Source organism: Priestia sp. SIMBA_032 (assembly GCF_046535215.1).
Classification (GTDB): Bacteria; Bacillota; Bacilli; order Bacillales; family Bacillaceae_H; genus Priestia; species Priestia aryabhattai.
Genome location: NZ_JAWRXD010000005.1, coordinates 338686 through 355323 on the forward strand (window position 1 = coordinate 338686; position 16638 = coordinate 355323).

At 34.3% G+C, this 16638-nt stretch carries 14 protein-coding genes and 3 pseudogenes; 9 read left to right on the plus strand and 8 right to left on the minus strand.

Features of this window, described 5'->3' with window-relative positions:
- Window positions 1–34 precede the first annotated feature (34 nt).
- Window positions 35–475: pseudogene (locus SB717_RS18925) on the plus strand (PTS sugar transporter subunit IIA); the annotation flags it as partial.
- 108 nt (window positions 476–583) lie between these two features.
- On the opposite strand, the gene bioC reads toward SB717_RS18925, so the two are convergent.
- From bioC to SB717_RS18945, 4 genes are all read right to left on the minus strand, one after another.
- A complete protein-coding gene (bioC, locus tag SB717_RS18930) occupies window positions 584–1408 on the minus strand; it encodes a malonyl-ACP O-methyltransferase BioC (RefSeq protein ID WP_410904452.1) in 825 nt (274 codons plus the stop codon).
- Entirely contained in the window at window positions 1401–2147 is a 747-nt protein-coding gene (locus tag SB717_RS18935; protein WP_410904492.1) for an alpha/beta fold hydrolase, read from the minus strand. The genes bioC and SB717_RS18935 overlap by 8 nt, the downstream gene beginning before the upstream one ends.
- Window positions 2144–3322, minus strand: a complete 1179-nt coding sequence (bioF, locus tag SB717_RS18940; RefSeq protein ID WP_410904453.1) for an 8-amino-7-oxononanoate synthase — start codon at window positions 3320–3322, stop codon at window positions 2144–2146. Before bioF ends, SB717_RS18935 begins: the two co-directional genes overlap by 4 nt.
- Before the next feature lie 310 nt (window positions 3323–3632).
- The gene (locus SB717_RS18945) at window positions 3633–3770 is read right to left on the minus strand and encodes a hypothetical protein (RefSeq protein WP_410904454.1); all 138 of its coding nucleotides are present in this window, start codon (window positions 3768–3770) and stop codon (window positions 3633–3635) included.
- 289 nt (window positions 3771–4059) lie between these two features.
- Between SB717_RS18945 and SB717_RS18950 the strand changes: the two genes are divergently transcribed.
- Window positions 4060–4293, plus strand: a complete 234-nt coding sequence (locus SB717_RS18950; RefSeq protein ID WP_074676632.1) for a cyclase — start codon at window positions 4060–4062, stop codon at window positions 4291–4293.
- 264 nt (window positions 4294–4557) lie between these two features.
- Here the strand turns inward: SB717_RS18950 and SB717_RS18955 are convergent, their stop codons facing one another.
- Window positions 4558–5037, minus strand: a complete 480-nt coding sequence (locus SB717_RS18955; protein WP_016766325.1) for a hypothetical protein — start codon at window positions 5035–5037, stop codon at window positions 4558–4560.
- Window positions 5038–5201: 164 nt separating this feature from the next.
- Between SB717_RS18955 and SB717_RS18960 the strand changes: the two genes are divergently transcribed.
- The 5 genes and pseudogenes from SB717_RS18960 to SB717_RS40260 form a co-directional block, all read left to right on the plus strand.
- Window positions 5202–6017, plus strand: coding sequence for a DUF2935 domain-containing protein (locus tag SB717_RS18960; protein WP_013084377.1), 816 nt, complete (start codon window positions 5202–5204; stop codon window positions 6015–6017).
- A gap of 503 nt (window positions 6018–6520) precedes the next feature.
- Entirely contained in the window at window positions 6521–7153 is a 633-nt protein-coding gene (locus tag SB717_RS18965) for a TetR/AcrR family transcriptional regulator (RefSeq protein WP_410904456.1), read from the plus strand.
- Between the two features lie 135 nt (window positions 7154–7288).
- Complete coding sequence (locus SB717_RS18970) at window positions 7289–8986, plus strand: MFS transporter (protein WP_410904457.1); 1698 nt, start codon at window positions 7289–7291, stop codon at window positions 8984–8986.
- Window positions 8987–9301: 315 nt separating this feature from the next.
- Window positions 9302–9694: pseudogene (locus SB717_RS18975) on the plus strand (DinB family protein); the annotation flags it as partial.
- A 71-nt stretch (window positions 9695–9765) separates the two neighbouring features.
- Window positions 9766–9915, plus strand: a pseudogene (locus SB717_RS40260) (SF0329 family protein); the annotation flags it as partial.
- A gap of 399 nt (window positions 9916–10314) precedes the next feature.
- Here the strand turns inward: SB717_RS40260 and SB717_RS18980 are convergent.
- Window positions 10315–10509 carry a hypothetical protein gene (locus SB717_RS18980; RefSeq protein ID WP_034649834.1) on the minus strand — a complete coding sequence of 65 codons (195 nt, stop codon included), beginning with the start codon at window positions 10507–10509 and terminating at the stop codon, window positions 10315–10317.
- 562 nt (window positions 10510–11071) lie between these two features.
- On the opposite strand from SB717_RS18980, the gene SB717_RS18985 reads away from it, so the two are divergent.
- Together SB717_RS18985 and SB717_RS18990 are read left to right on the plus strand one after the other, a co-directional pair.
- Entirely contained in the window at window positions 11072–12517 is a 1446-nt protein-coding gene (locus SB717_RS18985) for a DHA2 family efflux MFS transporter permease subunit (protein ID WP_410904458.1), read from the plus strand.
- Between the two features lie 97 nt (window positions 12518–12614).
- On the plus strand, window positions 12615–13082 hold the full coding sequence (locus SB717_RS18990) for a hypothetical protein (protein WP_410904459.1): 468 nt from the start codon (window positions 12615–12617) through the stop codon (window positions 13080–13082).
- A gap of 264 nt (window positions 13083–13346) precedes the next feature.
- Here the strand turns inward: SB717_RS18990 and SB717_RS18995 are convergent, their stop codons facing one another.
- Both SB717_RS18995 and SB717_RS19000 read right to left on the minus strand, forming a co-directional pair.
- Window positions 13347–14645 (minus strand): CitMHS family transporter, encoded by a 1299-nt coding sequence (locus SB717_RS18995; RefSeq protein WP_410904460.1) that lies wholly within the window; start codon window positions 14643–14645, stop codon window positions 13347–13349.
- A 724-nt stretch (window positions 14646–15369) separates the two neighbouring features.
- Window positions 15370–16221 carry a MurR/RpiR family transcriptional regulator gene (locus SB717_RS19000; RefSeq protein ID WP_013058390.1) on the minus strand — a complete coding sequence of 284 codons (852 nt, stop codon included), beginning with the start codon at window positions 16219–16221 and terminating at the stop codon, window positions 15370–15372.
- Window positions 16222–16638 lie beyond the last annotated feature (417 nt).

Sequence of the window (16638 nt, forward strand, 5' to 3'; positions counted from 1 at the left end):
TACAACTTTAGGAAGCGCATTCAAACTTCCGTTTGACGGATATATTGTGCCTCTAGAAGAAGTCCCTGATGCCGTTTTTTCTTCAAAGATGATGGGAGACGGTTTTGCCATCGAACCAACTAATAATACTCTTGTTTCTCCTATCAATGGGGAGGTTGTTAGCATCTTTCCTACAAAACATGCCATAGGTCTAAAAACAGATCAAGGTCTAGAGTTATTAATTCACGTAGGGTTAGAAACAGTGAACTTAAATGGGAAAGGGTTTACATGTCTAATTAAAGAGGGAGAAAAGGTTACACAAGGAACCCCGCTTTTAAAAATAGACCTAAACTACATTAAAGAAAGTGCTAAATCACTTGTTACACCAATCATTTTTACAAATTTATCTGAACATAATCAAATACAGTTATTAAAAACAGGGTACAATGAGCAAGGTATAACAAATATTATTGAGTTAGTTTCTAAAAAACAGTAAGTTAATTAAATCTAATTGATTATTTAAGGGTACTTTTCTAAATAGAAAAGTACCCTTTTTTACTGGCGGCAATTCATTACTTTTAGAGAGTAACCAGGGCAGGATTGGCTATCGGTTCGTTTTTGTAACATTAAATATTAAACAATGATAGGTTACTTTTATTCCGTTCTCATTACGATAATCGGTTTCATATAGATTGATTAATTCACGAAAAAAGGAAGGACGCTGACAGTAGCTTTCCTCGTTACTGTTACTTGCTCCAATTTTTTTTATTGATTTGAAAAATCCCTGAACCGTCGGAAAGTATTGAATCTCTAGTTTCTCCATTTTTGATAGTTTGAATGGATGCTCTCTCAATGGAACTAATGCTTGTTCGCAAATTTGAGACAACTCATCAAGAGAAAAAAACGATTGGCCAGGTGAACTGTTACTGAAAAGACCAAGCTTTTGTTTCGCATGACTGTAGCATGAATGAAGCTCTTGAAATGTACGATTGCCAAAGGTTGAAAATAGCAGTCTGCCTGCAGGCTTAAGTTGTTTATACAATTTTTTTATTGTCGTATGAAGACTATTAAACCACTGAAATGTTGCATTTGAAATAATAAGGTCATAATGTTTTTCTATCCTTAGTTCCTCGATATCTTCGCATATGAAAGAAACTCGATCTTCCGTTACTTTTTTCTTTGCTAAATCAATCATTCCTGATGACAAATCAACTGCTGTAATAGCAGCCTTAGGAAATTTTTCGCACAACAATTGTGTTAAATAACCCGTACCGCAGCCAATTTCAAGAATAGCTATTTCTTGGTTAAAGGAATTGGTGGAAAGTTGATCTATTAACTGGTTTGCCATATTTTTTTGTACATCGGCATAAGCATCATAAGTTTTAGCATGATTATTGAACCGTTTCTTTAAGAGTTGCTTATTAATCATAAATGAGCTCCTTTTCGAGAAATTTCTCTATAAGTTGCGTACATTGCTGAGGCTTTGTAAAAAAAGGAATATGACCAGCTTTTTCTAGGATACACAGCTGCGCTTTTCCACCAATCCTTTCAGCTATGAAGAAAGAAGACTCAGGTAAACATATTTGATCATCTCTTCCATGGATTAACAAACAAGGAGTTTGAATTTGATTGAGTTGCATTCTAACATCTTTTTGGAGTAAATAATCCAGCCCTGTAAGGAGGGAGTGCATACTGTCTCCTTGATAATTACGCTGAGAAACTTCCATAAATTGTTGATGAAATTTCTCTTCTTTTTCAGATTTAGTGAACATAGCGTTATAAAATGCAGTAAGGGTTTTTTCTTTATTATGCTGTAGCTGTTTTTTCATACGTTCAACGATGCGTTGCTCCCATCCAAATGTATTATGCACGTCGTTTGTAAAGCGACTAGTTCCGCCAATCAATATGAGTCCTTCTATCTTGTTAGGGTATAAACTTGCAAGTTCAAGCGTTACAAGGGAACCTAATGACCAACCAATTAAATAAACAGTACCTTGAGTGGAAGTAAGCAATTGGGTTGCTCGCTCTCTAAAGTCACTTAGTTCTTTTACGTCTCTCCAGTCTGTACACAAAACGTTACATATAGTAGACAATGATTTTATTATTGGGTTAAACGCTGCTTTTTCCATTCCCCATCCGGGAAATATTATAATAGTGGATTGTTTCATTGAATCACACTCATTTCTTTTCCAATTAGAGAAACTTTTTTTATGGCCCACTCTAAATCTTCTCGAGTATGATCTGCTGTTACAGTAAAACGAATTCTTGCTTTATTTTCAGGAACAGTAGGGGGCCTAACTGCAATAGCAGCAATTCCTTCTTTCTGTAAACGCTCTGCAAACTGCATTGTTCTTTTGTTTTCTCCCGTTAAAATTGGAATGATTTGAGATTGACTATTGCATGTGTTAAATCCTTCGTATGTAAGTGCCTTCCTAAAAAATAGTGCATGTTCTTGAAGAATTGCGCGGCGCTCTGTGTCCTGTTGCACCTTTTCAATCGCACCCGTTATTGCACCGAGTATAGCAGGGGGAAGAGCGGTTGAATAAATGAGTCCTCGCATTCTGTTTTTTAAATAATCTATGAGCCACTGTTTTCCGATAACATAAGCTCCAAATGACCCTAGCGCTTTACTAAACGTTCCCATTTGAATATCAATTTTATCTTGCAGATCAAGAAAATGCGCATATCCTTCACCATTTTCCCCGTATACACCGCTTGCATGAGCCTCATCAACCATTAGTAGTGCGTTATACTGCTCTTTTAATTTAACAAGCTCCTTGAGCTTGGCAAAGTCACCATCCATACTGAAAATAGTATCTGTTACAATTAACTTCCGTGACTCCAAGGGAACTTTTTTTAATAGATTTTCTAGGTGGTTCATATCGTTATGGCGATAGCGTTGAAGCTTTGCACGGCTTAGCAGGGCTCCATCAATGATACTTGCATGATTTAACTTATCGCTGAAGATGAAGCCATTACGCGGAACCAAGGCTGAGATGATTCCTAGGTTTGCATTATAACCACTATTGATAATAAGTCCTGCCTCAGCTTTTTTCCAATTAACAAGTGCTTTTTCTGCTTTCTCATAAAGAGAGTGATTTCCTACTATTAAGCGTGAAGCTGTTGCTCCTACTCCATATGTCATCACAGCATCACTCATTGTTTTCTTCAGCCCCTTATCTCCTGCGTAGCCTAAATAGTTATTAGAGGCAAGGTTTAACATCCTATGTCCATTGACTGTAAGCCATGGTTCTTCAGCAGATTCTGTAGCAACAAGGTGTCGTTTTTGAAAAATGTTATCTAAATAGGCAAGTTCTCTCTTAATATCTTCTTCCCAATCCAATACACTTTCACCACCGAAAATAAAATATGTTAACTTTAATAATTTTTAAGTTAACAATTATATATAATCACGCCTTTAGAATAGTGTCAAGATAAAATAATTTAAAGAAGAGATACTAGATAATTGTCTCCACATAGGCTCCTGCCGTTCATTTTTTGAATCTCATGAGTAGACATGCAACTTTATTTCGGTACTTACAGAAAACCTGAAAAATCAATACTTTGTTCACTACTCGTATTTATTAATTAACTTCTTTTCTTAATGAAAAAGCTGCCAAAAAGGCAGCTAATAAGACAGCTCTAATTTTCTTTCAAGGTTTTGCGTTGCCCGGAGGCTTATTAGTTGAAAAAATTGCTTTTTCCACGTCTTCTGCTGCGATTACTGGATCTACCGTATTGCTATTTGGTTTGCCTTTTTGACTATTGCCTTTATCGCGTTTCTGACTCATTTTTAAATCTCCCTTCAAATTTAGTTACATTGTTAAGATGAGTTAATTGAGCGGAGCTTATTCAACCCATTGTCTTTTTAAATTATATTTATTTTATCGGTGTAGACAGGTGTCTAGGGTTCTAAAGAATTTCCTTTACCACAGTATTATTCCTTTTTTAATACGAATCTAGAGCTTAAAAGTCCTTTTATCGGGACTTATTAGAAAATAAGCTATAGGTGGATAAGACATTTGTTTTCTTAAACTGAATATATATTAGATAATTAAAACAAAGTAAGGTGGATTAGACATGGATAAAAGAGTCATTTTTGACTTTGAAGTCGATTTTACTAATGGCGGTGGAATACAAGGGCAGGAATTTCGTCTTGATATTGATGGTGATGATATCTCTGATGAAGAATTGGCTAAATATATTGTAAAAGATATGAGGCTGCTGATGGTGGGTGAGGTAAGGATACTGAACAAAAAAATTATTAGTGAGAAACATAAACGAAAACCTGCTGAGGAAGATAGTGAAAAATAAAACACTTATATGTTATTTGTTTTAATCACATATGCATAGTAAAAAAAGAAGTTACCAAAAGGTGACTTCTTTTTTTATTTAACCTTATTTTCACTCTTTTTAAGCCTTAAGGCATAGGATTCGTTAACTTACCAAGGTAGCTGCATAGTATCTAAAAAATCATAATTCCACTTAGTAATCAGTATCTATTTCATTAATGTTTTTCTTTAATATACTCCCATTTATAGACATTTTGTCTTGTTTTTTTATCTTAGACTGCAAAATTTATAAAGACGAATTCTTTGATAGGTGGCAACACTTTTCATAAACAATCTGAAACCCATACAGCACAAACGTTTTTATTAGAAAAACAATGGATAATTGAAATCTAGTCAACCGGGCTAAAGAGACGTATCCTATTTTTTTTAACCATTTTAGTCCGAAGTAAGTAAAAAAAGAATCAATAAGTATATTTACTAAAAGATATAAGTTGAACTTTCCGTAAGTATATTTTAATATCCACAAAGCTCCAACTAAAAAGGGGCCAAATATTAATGGTAATTCTGCTAGAACATTCGGCTTGATTGAGTACGGAAACCACCACCATTTTTTCTTCTCTGCAAACCTGCCTTCGGCAATAAGATACAAACTCATAAAAAGACTCCCTGGAAGGAATCTTTTTAGCGCTTTTTTACCAATAAACGGAATACTAAGCCAAGGTAAAATCGTCATTAAAATGATTAGCAATTTATCTTTTTTCTTCAACTGATATTCTCCCTTTTTAAAAATATGGATATGTATATATATTCCCTTTTTTATGAGTGTTTATGTGATGAAATAAGAGATCCTGTTTTTTATTACTTTGGTTCATTTCTTCTAAAGCTTCTAATAAACATGTAGTAGTAAGGAAACCGAAGGGAGAGCTAGTAATGATTTCATTATGGGAGGAACATTTATTTTGGTTAGAAATAATTCAGGACCATGCTTATTTTGTACGAGATCACTTATCCGTGAAGGAAGTCGAATACGTCCGAACAGCTAAGCAGTATATTCATTTGTTTGATGACTTGCTAAAACAACTGAACTATTTATCCCCTGATGTTATGCACAACGATCCTGCATTAATAGAATTCTCGAGAAAGGCCTGGCCAATTACCAAAGGATATTTTGATTTTGAAGGGTCTCTTCAGGCTCTTCGAATTGAAAACGCAGTGAATCTAAACTTATCTCCAACCTATCTTAATGGTACGTTAAGTGAAAATCAGGAATATTTAAGATTTTTATCTTATCTAGTAAAAGGAAAGGAGCCGGTTCCCCTTAGCTTAGTCGAATTAATGGATTTATGGCTCGAAGATCAGCTTGGACATGCTGTTTTGTTTAAAAACCTGCTTGATCCGATTGAGATTATGATATCTAAACAAGCAGATTTATATATCGGGAAATTTCAGGCATTCATTGTACAGAATCATCATTTAAAAGGTTATTTGCGGTTTAAGCAGCCAGGTTTTGCAAGACAAACAGAATTTGCTTTAGAAGTGGGGAAAACAACTATTGAGATGAGCCAGTTTGTTTATGCTATGACCGAAAAGTACAAGGAGAACAAGCTATTAAATAAGGAGACGTTAAGATTTCTGATACATCATTTTCCTGAGACTTGTTATTTTATTAAAAAATTGAGTTACTATGCTCCGGAGTTGCAGCAAGAAGCCAACCAATGCTCATTACGAAGAATTTCTTATCTTTAAGATAAGGTAAACCATTTAATAGAATCTAGATTCGTTTCTATATTATATTGTACTTCTGTATGCGTTATTTATATGGATATAAAAAAGAAAGGTCTACCTTAGAAGGTAGACCTTTCTCGAGAAGAATTAATTACTGAAAACAAAGAAGATGTGGTTTGTATTTTATTAATTTGCTATATAAAAGCTAAGCAGATCTTACATCACTGGTTACAACCTTCAGTTCTTTTTCTTTCATACAAAAGATTTCACTCTCAAGTTCACGCAATCCATATATAACGATCAAAAGATTTGTTCTTAACCAATTTTCGATATTGACAGATTGGTTATACTTTGTAAAACTTAATATACATAATGTTCATTAGTTTACATCGTGTACAGAATGTATGTTTATGATACAGGCCAGTTTAAATAGTTAATCACCAGAAAAGGTCTAAATGGCTGCACCTATACAAGTCATAATCATATGCCTGACACTCAATAAAAGTTATACAAGGAGACGAACGATGTCTAAAAAAACAAAAGTAGATCCTAGGATAAAAAGAACAAATAAATACTTAAGAGACGCTTTAGTCGAACTTCTTAAAGAGAAAGACGTTACATCCATTACGATTCAAGAAATTACGGAAAAAGCGGAATTAACGCGGGGAACCTTTTATTTGCATTATCAAGATAAGCAAGACTTTCTCATGCAGAGTATGAATGAAGTTTTAGAAGAGCTGATCGAGAAGGTGAAGCCTAGACAAAATGATGAGTATTCTTCAGAACTAGAAGAAAAAGATGAATCTGTTTCTTTTTTAAAGCTTTTTGAATTTATCTACGAACACGCGGATTATTTTAAAGTCATGCTAAGTGATCGAGGATTGCCTCAATTTAGAAGTCATATGACGGAAATTGTAAAGAGAAGAGTGTACGGAGAGTTAATCTCTTCGATTGGAGAAGTAGAGGATGGACTTGATATCCCTAAAGATATTCTGATTAGTTATATCACATCAGCTCATATAGGTGTCATTTGTTCTTGGTTAGAAAGTGATATGAAATTTAGCCCTGCATTTATGGCTGATAAATTAACCAGGCTAACACTTTTAGGGCCAATTCGAGTGGCAGGCTTAGAAAATAAAATAAAGCTTCCTTACTGAAGCTTTATTTTTTAGTTTGTTTAAATGCGGATAAATATCTTTCTTCTTTATCATAGCGACTGTGATGGTTGGAAGAAACATGAACGCCGCATTTTTAGTTTTTTACAATCATGAAAGGCAGAAAGGAATTGTAGTATGAAAATAGAAAAACATTGGGGGATTTCTTTACTGGCAGTTTTAGCTATTGGTCCTGGTTTAATGTTAAACACTTCATTAAATTCTATACGTGAAATTCTCCAACAAACGTTTAATGATCAATCTTATATTTCGATAACACCGGTTTTAATAGGGGTTATGAGCTTTGCATTTTGTATTCCGTTTGGACCTATTCTTCGACATAAGTTAGGGGAGAGAAGGACGTATGTTCTTTCGATGTGTCTGTTTCTTATAGGAGCTATCGTAAGTATTGCGTCTAACAGCTTCTTAGGAATGGGCATTGGTCGTTTTTTACAAGGAACGGGAACAGGTTTGGCACTTATGATGATGATTCCAATGCTGGTTCTTTCTTTTCCGATTCAGAAACGGAACTTGGCATTACTGATTCTTATTGGCGGATTTTATGGATCTAGCGTTGTGGGTATTTTTCTCGGAATGCTAGTGAACAGCTATGGGCACTGGAGATGGTTATTCTATATAGCGGCCGTCCTTTCCTTACTTGGAATATGCTTCAGCTACAAATTTTTAACAAATGATCACGCCAAGCAACAGCACAAACATTATGAACCATTTGATATCATCGGTGTAGCGTTAATGTTTATGGTTGCTGCATTTATTACGTTTACATTACTTAATCTCCAAAAATCAGGGTGGGGATCTACTTATGTATGGATAGGCATAGTAGGAAGCATCACTTTTTTATGCTTTTTATTCGTAGCAGAATGGCATATTAAAAATCCTTTAATTCCCTTTCGGTTAGTGGCTTCTCGAAAAACAGCTCTCGCTATTCTGATCGCTGTTATAGGTAATATTAGTATGAGTTTAACTCTTTTATCCCTACAAGGATTGCTCAAAAGTGGATCTGGTTTTGATAAAGGAGATATTTCACTGATCTATATCGGGCTTTTTGCTGGAATAGTAATTGCGGCCATATTAAGTGCCGTATTATATGATAAAGTTGGACCGGGCGTATTAGGTATTATAGGAGCGGTCATTATTATGGGAGTGAACATACAGTGGATGTATGTAGACGGTCATGCTTCAGCTTTTCTCTTTGTCAGCAGCTTCGTAGCTTTAATCGCAGGAGTAGGGTTCACAGTCGCTGCAGGTCTAATGGGGGCAGCTTTAGGCGGACCACTACCAAGTTTAGTCCCTCGAATGGTCACGGTTCAATTTATACGAGTTACAGTATCGGCAGTAATCCCTGTAATCAGCAGTATCGTTTTTGCAAAGGTGTATAAAGATCACCTTACGACGGTAAGTGCAGAGAGCCAGGTGGCTAGTAAAGAAAATTTCACTCAATCTCTACATGTAAAATCTGAAATCATTACGTATCATACATTTTCTACGTTTTCGTGTGTATTGAGCATTGTAGTATTAATGCTCTCGTTTTTGATGTTTCTAACAGGAAAAGGCCACAAGCTGGCTCATAAGCCGCACGATAAAGAAACACATAAAGAAAAGCTGAGTACAGAAGAGGTTCACATTAAAAAAACTACTCCCGTTTTTGAACGTTCACCTAAAGAGGCTGTTTCGAATCAAGTCATTGGTGACAGCGAGTATAGAAAAGCTTTGAAAAAGTTTGGTCAGCCTAAATCTTTTCCTGATAAAACGCTGCATATGAGAGATCAAGAATATAGAAAAGCTCTTAAAAGAATGAAGGATGTAGGACAATAAGTTAAAAGTTGAACTCAAGAAATTTAAATAAAGAATTAAAAGAGCAAACTCACGTGTAAGAGAGTTTGCTCTTTTAATTTTTACATGTACCCTTTACACATATGTTTTTAATAAATTTAATACAAAAATACAGTGCAAATATGTGTTTATTTATGTATAATTATTTATAATTCAGAATAAAAATACAAAAAGAGAACCTAGATGAATTCCTTCATAAAAGAAAGTATTAAATCACTTGATACACAATTAGATATAATCCAAACTTGTATTAGTAGATTAGCAGATGATGATATTTGAAAAAAGTTCCGCCAAGAAACGAATAGTATTGGAAACTTGTGTTTACATCTTGCCGGCAGCGAATATGCATTTATCGTCAGCATAATTGGTGGTAAGCCTTTTATTAGACAGCGATCCAAAGAATTTACTGATAACAGAGTAATGGATTCCGAGCAGCTAATAGAAAACTTAATCTTTACACGACAACAAAGTAAAGAAGTTATCGCAAATTTTGATTTTAACGATTTAGAAAAATCCATACAAATGCCTTCTACAACAAGTGCGTTAATTCCAGAAGCAGGTAAAGTACAGTCTTGCTTAAGTGTTATCTTATATACCGCTGAACATTATGCTTATCATACGGGACAAATCGTTTATATGACAAAGCTGCTTCAAATGAAAAATGAACATATCTTAAAATGGAGACATTAAATTTAATAACCCTGTTCAGAAACGCTAATTATCCATATAAATTTTCAACTAATGCTGCAAGTTAATTTTTAATGGTAATAAAAATATTGTGTATGTTGGACCGCCGTGTAGGGAAAAGAACTCTACGTAAAATGAAAGAGTTCATTTCAGAAGAAAATACATTAGTCCAGAATTTTTATAAATTACGTTGTGACGCAGAAAATATACATAGTAGCGAATAAACAAAACAGAACTTTCATAAAATAGGGAGTTCTGTGTTTACGCTTAATATCAATACCAAAATGTAATAGAGCCTTTTATTTAGATATATTTAGTATGTGAATTCGAGTTGTTTGTTTCAAAGATAATTTTCTCAGAGAGCGTTTCTCTGCACATTAAATGCATGTATTTAGCTTTTTTCTTACTTTATCTAAAAAGTATGAAATAATGAATTTTACCCAAAAAAGGAAAATTAGTGGCTTTAAATTAAGGATACGCTTGGAGGGAGCTAAATCTATTTTGGCTTCGAGTTGGAGAGAAATTTTAGTGACCAGAACGGGAAAAAAGAGACTGTCCTATAAGATATTGTATGGATATAAAAGGACATTACTTTTGTAGATAACGTCCTTTTACATAGCAAATTATTCTTTTTCAACTACCGTAAAGTATTGGACGTTCCTTTTAACAATGACCAAATCATTTGTTAGATCCAATATTTTACTTTTATCTTCAAACCTATACTGTATGTAGTTCTTTGCACGAATAAGTGATTTAGCTTCAACTAAATGACTTATTTCACCGTTAATTAGATGAAATGTTACTTCATACTTTTTCATAAGAAAACACCTCCATAGTATCAATTTTTACTATTACTTCATTTCTGATACTATTTCTTTTGGCTGATGATTAAAAAGTTAGTTGTATTCTGTTAGGGCAAACGGAACAAAAAGCATATAACAGAACCAAATTTTAATTGTCACAGGGTACTAAGTTAGGTATATAGCTATTGTTATTTAGTATATTTTAGATAGAAACAGTACTTATAGCTGTGTTACAATATTCCTGTTATGTAAAATGAAATTCATTTTATAGTTCTATTTCGTTTTAACTTACTTATTAAAAATTCCATATTGTAAGTGGAAATTAGTTTACATAGGAAGGGTTCCCAAGTTGATTTAGAAATGAAATGGAGGGTATCTGTGGAAAGAAACGAATTTAGAAGACAAAAAGCACTTCGGTCAAGAGAGAAGAGAAAGAAAAAGCTTAGTCAACATAATGCCTTAAACCTATCCCTAATCTTTATATCAATATGCATTGTTTGTCTGCTAATCAACTTATCATTAAGATAGAAAAACGCTCACCAAAAAGAGTACGTAAAAGAGAGGAAGACAATTTAATATGAGTAATCAACAAACAGCAGCCGAAAGCTCTAACATCAAAGTGCTGCCGATTATTACGTCGTTTCTTATTGCCGGGTTTATTGGTTTATTTAGTGAAACAGCTTTAAATATGGCGTTAAAGGAGCTAATTTCAGGCTTTGGTATTCACGAAACAACCGCACAGTGGCTGACAACAGGGTATCTGTTAACATTAGGAATTTTGGTACCTATTTCAGGTTTTATTCTTCAACGGTTTACGACCAGACAGCTTTTTATAGCATCTCTAATTTGCTCCATCATTGGAACATTTATTGCCGCTATTGCACCAACGTTTGGGGTACTGATGATTGCCCGTGTCGTGCAAGCGGTGGGCACTGCTTTACTGTTACCGCTTATGTTTAACACAATTCTTGTTATTATCCCGCCGCATAAACGTGGAAAGTCAATGGGGATTATCGGCCTTGTTATTATGTTTGCGCCAGCTGTTGGCCCAACCGTATCAGGCTTAATCTTAAAAACATTAACGTGGCACTGGATTTTCTGGATTTCACTTCCGCTGTTATTTGCTGCCTTAGTGTTTGGAGCTTTCTTTATGCAGAACGTTACCACACCAACGAAGCCAAAAATCGATATGATTTCTGTTGTTCTTTCAACAATAGGTTTTGGAGGAATCGTATTCGGATTTAGCAGTGCCGGAGAAGGCGGGGGCTGGGGAAGTCTACAGGTTGTTCTAACTCTTGTGATTGGAACTATTGCGTTAGTTGCGTTTTCTATTCGTCAAACGAAGATGAAAGAGCCAATGTTAGACCTTAAAGCCTTTAAGTATCCGATGTTTACAATTGGTCTTTTATTAATTCTAGTCTGCATGATGGTACTGCTGTCTGCGATGATGATTTTACCTTTGTACTTACAAACATCATTAGCCTTATCAACCTTTGCCGCTGGCCTAATGCTTCTTCCTGGAGGAGTGATTAACGGAATTCTTTCACCGGTTATGGGGGGATTATTTGACCGTTTTGGTCCCAAATGGTTAGTTATCCCTGGTCTTGTGATTGTAGCCGGCACTATGTACGGCTTTTCAACCGTAACGCTGGAAACGTCAACAGGTTTTATCGTTGCTCTGCACATTGCGCTTATGATAGCCATATCCATGATTATGATGCCGGCTCAAACAAACGGGTTAAACCAGCTTCCACCTGAGCTGTACCCGCATGGAACAGCGATTATGAACACTTTGCAGCAGGTTTCAGGCGCAATTGGAACAGCTGTTGGAATTTCCATTCTGTCATCGGGTTCAAGAAGTTTCCTTGAGACGGTATCAGATAAAATGGATCCACTAAATCAAATTCTTGCCTTTACCAACGGTGTTCAACATGCGTTCATCTTTGCGATTATTGTTTCCATTGTTGGATTAGTTATCTCATTCTTTATTAAGAGAGTTAATGTGGAACAAAAAGCACATTAATAAAAAACACAGACCATTATAGATGGTTTGTGTTTTTTTTGTAATAGGCGGACATTATAAGAAGAACTAGATAAAGTACATTGATGTGAGTTCACTTATGATATCAAGGAAACACTTAGGATTTAATCTATCTATAATAGTAATCCCGTGGTTGTCATTGTTGTTTATAGGAAAACGCAGCATAAGATGTTATTCAGTAGCTGGAATTTTTATTATTATCTTAGAAATTATTAATCATTTGTATGGGCATCAGAGGAAGTGGTGGAGGTTTTATGACAAAAAAGATTCGTTCATAAAAGATGAACTTCCTTTTAGCATTGGGCCTTATATGCCACTTTCAATGTGGCTGCTTAAATCTTCGTATGGCAACTTTAAGAAGTTTATATTACTGAATATTATAGTTGATGGAATCTTTGCTTTTTACTTTATTGATGTTCTTAAAAGGTTGAAAATTGTAAGTCTAAACCGATTAAGTCATTTTCAATTTTTTATCTACCTTCATTACAAAGCATATTTGTTATATGGAGTGCAGTATTTATTTGAAAAGGTGAAAAGATGGAGTTGATTTAAAACCTTAAGTGGGATTACGTAGGCACCATTTTTTAATTTCGTGGATATAGACATCCCCTTATTATTCAAGCAATTGAACATGAATTTGATGTCCAAATTGTTGAGATCAAATTGACAAACGGAGATACTGTACCAGTCATGATTGATTAGTGATTTGCTTATGTTATATTTCAATCTTTAATGTAATTTAAAGTTAAATATATAAAAGAGAGCTGTTTTGAAGAATCAGCTCTCTCTTTTGTATGCTCCCATAAATCATTCATATAGATAGTATTCCAAATAATACAGCCACAATCGTCATAACTAACGCTGTTCCAATGGCATACTTGGCAGCAAAGCGAATATGGTCACCTATATCAATGCCAAGGAGTCCTACTAAGACATAGATAGAACCTTGAAGTGGACTTAATAGATGCAAGGGTTGCCCTAGTAAAGAAGCTTGACCAATTTCTAGTGGAGGGATGCCAAAGTGAGCAGCCGTTTCAGACATAATAGGAATAATCCCGAAATAGAAGGGAGCATTTGCCATAAAAAATGTGAATGGCATACTTATAAGGGCAACAATTACTGTTAATTTTGGGCCAAGAGCATCAGGAATAACTGCTATTAAAGTATCCGCCATAGCTTTAACAATACCTGTTCCATCTATAATTCCAGTAAATATACCTGCAGCAAATATCATGGAAACCACCGTTAATATATTCCCTGCATGAGCATGCAAGCGTTCCTTTTGATCTTGTAAATTTGGGTAATTAACAATCATCACGATAGCAAATCCAATCATAAACAAAGCTGGTAATGGTAAGAACCCTAGAACTAAAGCAGTAAGAAGTAAAAGTGTTAAAACTAAGTTAAACCAAAATAATTTTGGACGCTTTATTGATGCATCCATTCCTACATCAAGAGCTGCGGCAATTTCATTATTAAATTCTGTATCTATATTGATAACTCCAAGTCTTTTACGCTCGCGTCGTCCAAGGAAATAAGAAACCCCTAAAATCCAGATAGTTCCTGCAATCATAGAAGGAATAAGTGGTAATAGCAAGTCTGTTACATCTGCTTTTACAGCCGCCGTAGCTTGCACAGCAGGACCACCCCAGGGAGTCAAATTCATAATACCCATTGCTAACGCAGGAATACAGGCTAGAATAAGTTTATTCATACCTAATCGATTGTATAGTGGGAGAAATGCAGTTACTACAATTAGATATGTAATGGTACCGTCACCATCTAAAGCAACTATTAAAGAAAGTACTGCAGTACCCATTACAATTTTTAGAGGATCACCGCCAACCATCTTTATAATCTTCGCTACTAAAGGATCAAATAATCCTGTATCAATTAACACCCCGAAATAGAGAATGGCAAAGATAATCATAATTGCTGTCGGCGCAATGGTTTCAAGACCCTTCATCATCATTGGTCCTAAATCAGTGAAGCCGCCCAATAAAGCAAAAACAATAGGAACCACTGTTAATGCACTAAAGGCAGACAAACGCTTACTCATGATTAAATACATAAATACTACAATCATCGAAAAACCTAATAATGTTAACATATTATACCCCCTCTAGAACTTTCTTTCATTTTCCCTCTTGTTTATCTTTAATGTCATACTTTTTAAATTCTCATAAAACTATCTAACTATCATTCTTTATTATAAAGCTGCTTTTCACAATCATTCATTAGTAAAAACAATTGGCTTTTTTTACATATTATTGGTTTGGAACCTGTTATCAGAACGAATGTAAGGGTTTGCAAAAAATCTAGCGTGAATTCCCCCCTTAAGTCCATTGTATATAGAATCATTAATAGATTATTTTCTATTCTCGTGTTTCTTTAACTAATCACTCCTTTACTAAAATCTTTTGTTGATGATTGCTTAGAACCAAAGGCAGTGCTTTCATCATTTGCGTGTTAACAAGCAAAATACAAGTGTTAGGATTAATAAACTTATAGTTACTTTGTAATATCTTAGTAGGGGAGCAGTCAGATATCTCCGGATGATATCTAAAAATGATTTTACAGAACTAACTATATTCATTATTACAACCTATCGTTTGAAGTAATAATTATTACTTTTTATTTAATTGTTGTAATAATTGTGACTATTTAAAAGTATACTATCATGGCTTCTAATGAAAAGTAAATGTTTTTTTATAGAAATGAAAAGTGAAAGGGAAGTATTAGACTTAATTTAAAAAATAAAAAAGTGGTAAAAACATGAAATGTCGAATTATTTTATACATTCGATATTTCATGCTTTTACCACATTCGTAAATTTAATCAGTGTAATGATAATTAATTTTTGTAAGGACTGAAGTGATTTTATCGAGACGATCCTTTGTCTTTTCTGGATAATTTATAGCTATCGCACTTACAAGATAATCGGCCACAAGTAGCGACGCTATAGGTGAATTATGAAAAGCGATACTACTCGAGCTACAAGTCAGTACTAAATCTGAGTACTTAACTAAAGGAGAAGAATAACTGTCGGTAATTGAAATGACCTTGGCATCGTTACTTTTGGCAGCTGTTACAAACTCAACAGTTCTTCTAGCGTACCTTGGAAAGGAGGTTGCAATAACTAAATCTTTAGAAGTTAAAGTAATTCCTTTATCCACCCAATCACTTAAGTCAGAGACAATTAGCTCACAGTTTCCGAGTAGTCGATTAAGCCCAAAAGATAGATGCTGTGCCACAGGTAAACCACTTCTAACGCTTGTACAAAATATTCGGTCTGCAGAGACAATCATTTCTAACGCTTTATTTAGGCTCTCTGTAGAAATCATTTCTACTGTTGATTGAATGTTATTGAATTGACTTTCTGCACAGCGCATCCACAAATCACTCTCATCTAAGCCCTTCAAATTTGTTTCTAATCTGATTTGAGGAGCAGCATTGTTACGTAGAAGCTCCTGAAGTCCTTTTTGAAACTCTGCATATCCAGAATAGCCTAGACTAAAAGCTAATCTCATTATCGTGGTGGTACTAGTTTTTACTGTCAAAGCCAATTGATCAACCGTTAAAAAAGCTACATCGACAGGATTTTTAAGGATATAGTCTGCTACTCTCCGTTGAGTTTCTGTTAGTTGTGAGATATTATCTTTTAATTTTAATATTGGATTTTCCATACCTTCGCTCCAATTAAACAGATTATATTGTAAATTTTATTTTTTTAAGCATATAAAAAGTATTTATCACAATACTTACTTGAATTTTAGCATGTTTACTTTTTTATGTAAAAATGTTTCTTCTAAGTAATAAAGCTTAGGATATGTTTTTCCTGTGCTTTATTTATAAAAATAGATTTACTTTATTAGGTACCGGTGATAAGATACATTTAAGATTATAGTAATAAATATTACTTTAATAAAAAATGTAGTAATTTTTATTACTTTATTTATTTTTTACGATGTTTTTCTATCTTTTTCAAAAATGCAGCAAATAAACTGTAGATATTCTGCGAATAGGGGGGCAATATCTAATTTTATTACTTTAATTTTGTAAGCGTTATCCTGAGTAGAGCATTGATTAGAATATATTAAAAT

Excerpts from the sequence above, each read along its gene's own strand:
- bioC (WP_410904452.1), bottom strand. The coding sequence starts at position 1,408 with ATGATTAATAAGCAACTCTTAAAGAAACGGTTCAATAATCATGCTAAA.
- SB717_RS18935 (WP_410904492.1), bottom strand. The coding sequence starts at position 2,147 with ATGAAACAATCCACTATTATAATATTTCCCGGATGGGGAATGGAAAAA.
- SB717_RS18945 (WP_410904454.1), bottom strand. The coding sequence starts at position 3,770 with ATGAGTCAGAAACGCGATAAAGGCAATAGTCAAAAAGGCAAACCAAAT.
- SB717_RS18950 (WP_074676632.1), top strand. The coding sequence starts at position 4,060 with ATGGATAAAAGAGTCATTTTTGACTTTGAAGTCGATTTTACTAATGGC.
- SB717_RS18960 (WP_013084377.1), top strand. The coding sequence starts at position 5,202 with ATGATTTCATTATGGGAGGAACATTTATTTTGGTTAGAAATAATTCAG.
- SB717_RS18965 (WP_410904456.1), top strand. The coding sequence starts at position 6,521 with ATGTCTAAAAAAACAAAAGTAGATCCTAGGATAAAAAGAACAAATAAA.
- SB717_RS18970 (WP_410904457.1), top strand. The coding sequence starts at position 7,289 with ATGAAAATAGAAAAACATTGGGGGATTTCTTTACTGGCAGTTTTAGCT.
- SB717_RS18980 (WP_034649834.1), bottom strand. The coding sequence starts at position 10,509 with ATGAAAAAGTATGAAGTAACATTTCATCTAATTAACGGTGAAATAAGT.
- SB717_RS18985 (WP_410904458.1), top strand. The coding sequence starts at position 11,072 with ATGAGTAATCAACAAACAGCAGCCGAAAGCTCTAACATCAAAGTGCTG.
- SB717_RS18990 (WP_410904459.1), top strand. The coding sequence starts at position 12,615 with ATGATATCAAGGAAACACTTAGGATTTAATCTATCTATAATAGTAATC.
- SB717_RS18995 (WP_410904460.1), bottom strand. The coding sequence starts at position 14,645 with ATGTTAACATTATTAGGTTTTTCGATGATTGTAGTATTTATGTATTTA.
- SB717_RS19000 (WP_013058390.1), bottom strand. The coding sequence starts at position 16,221 with ATGGAAAATCCAATATTAAAATTAAAAGATAATATCTCACAACTAACA.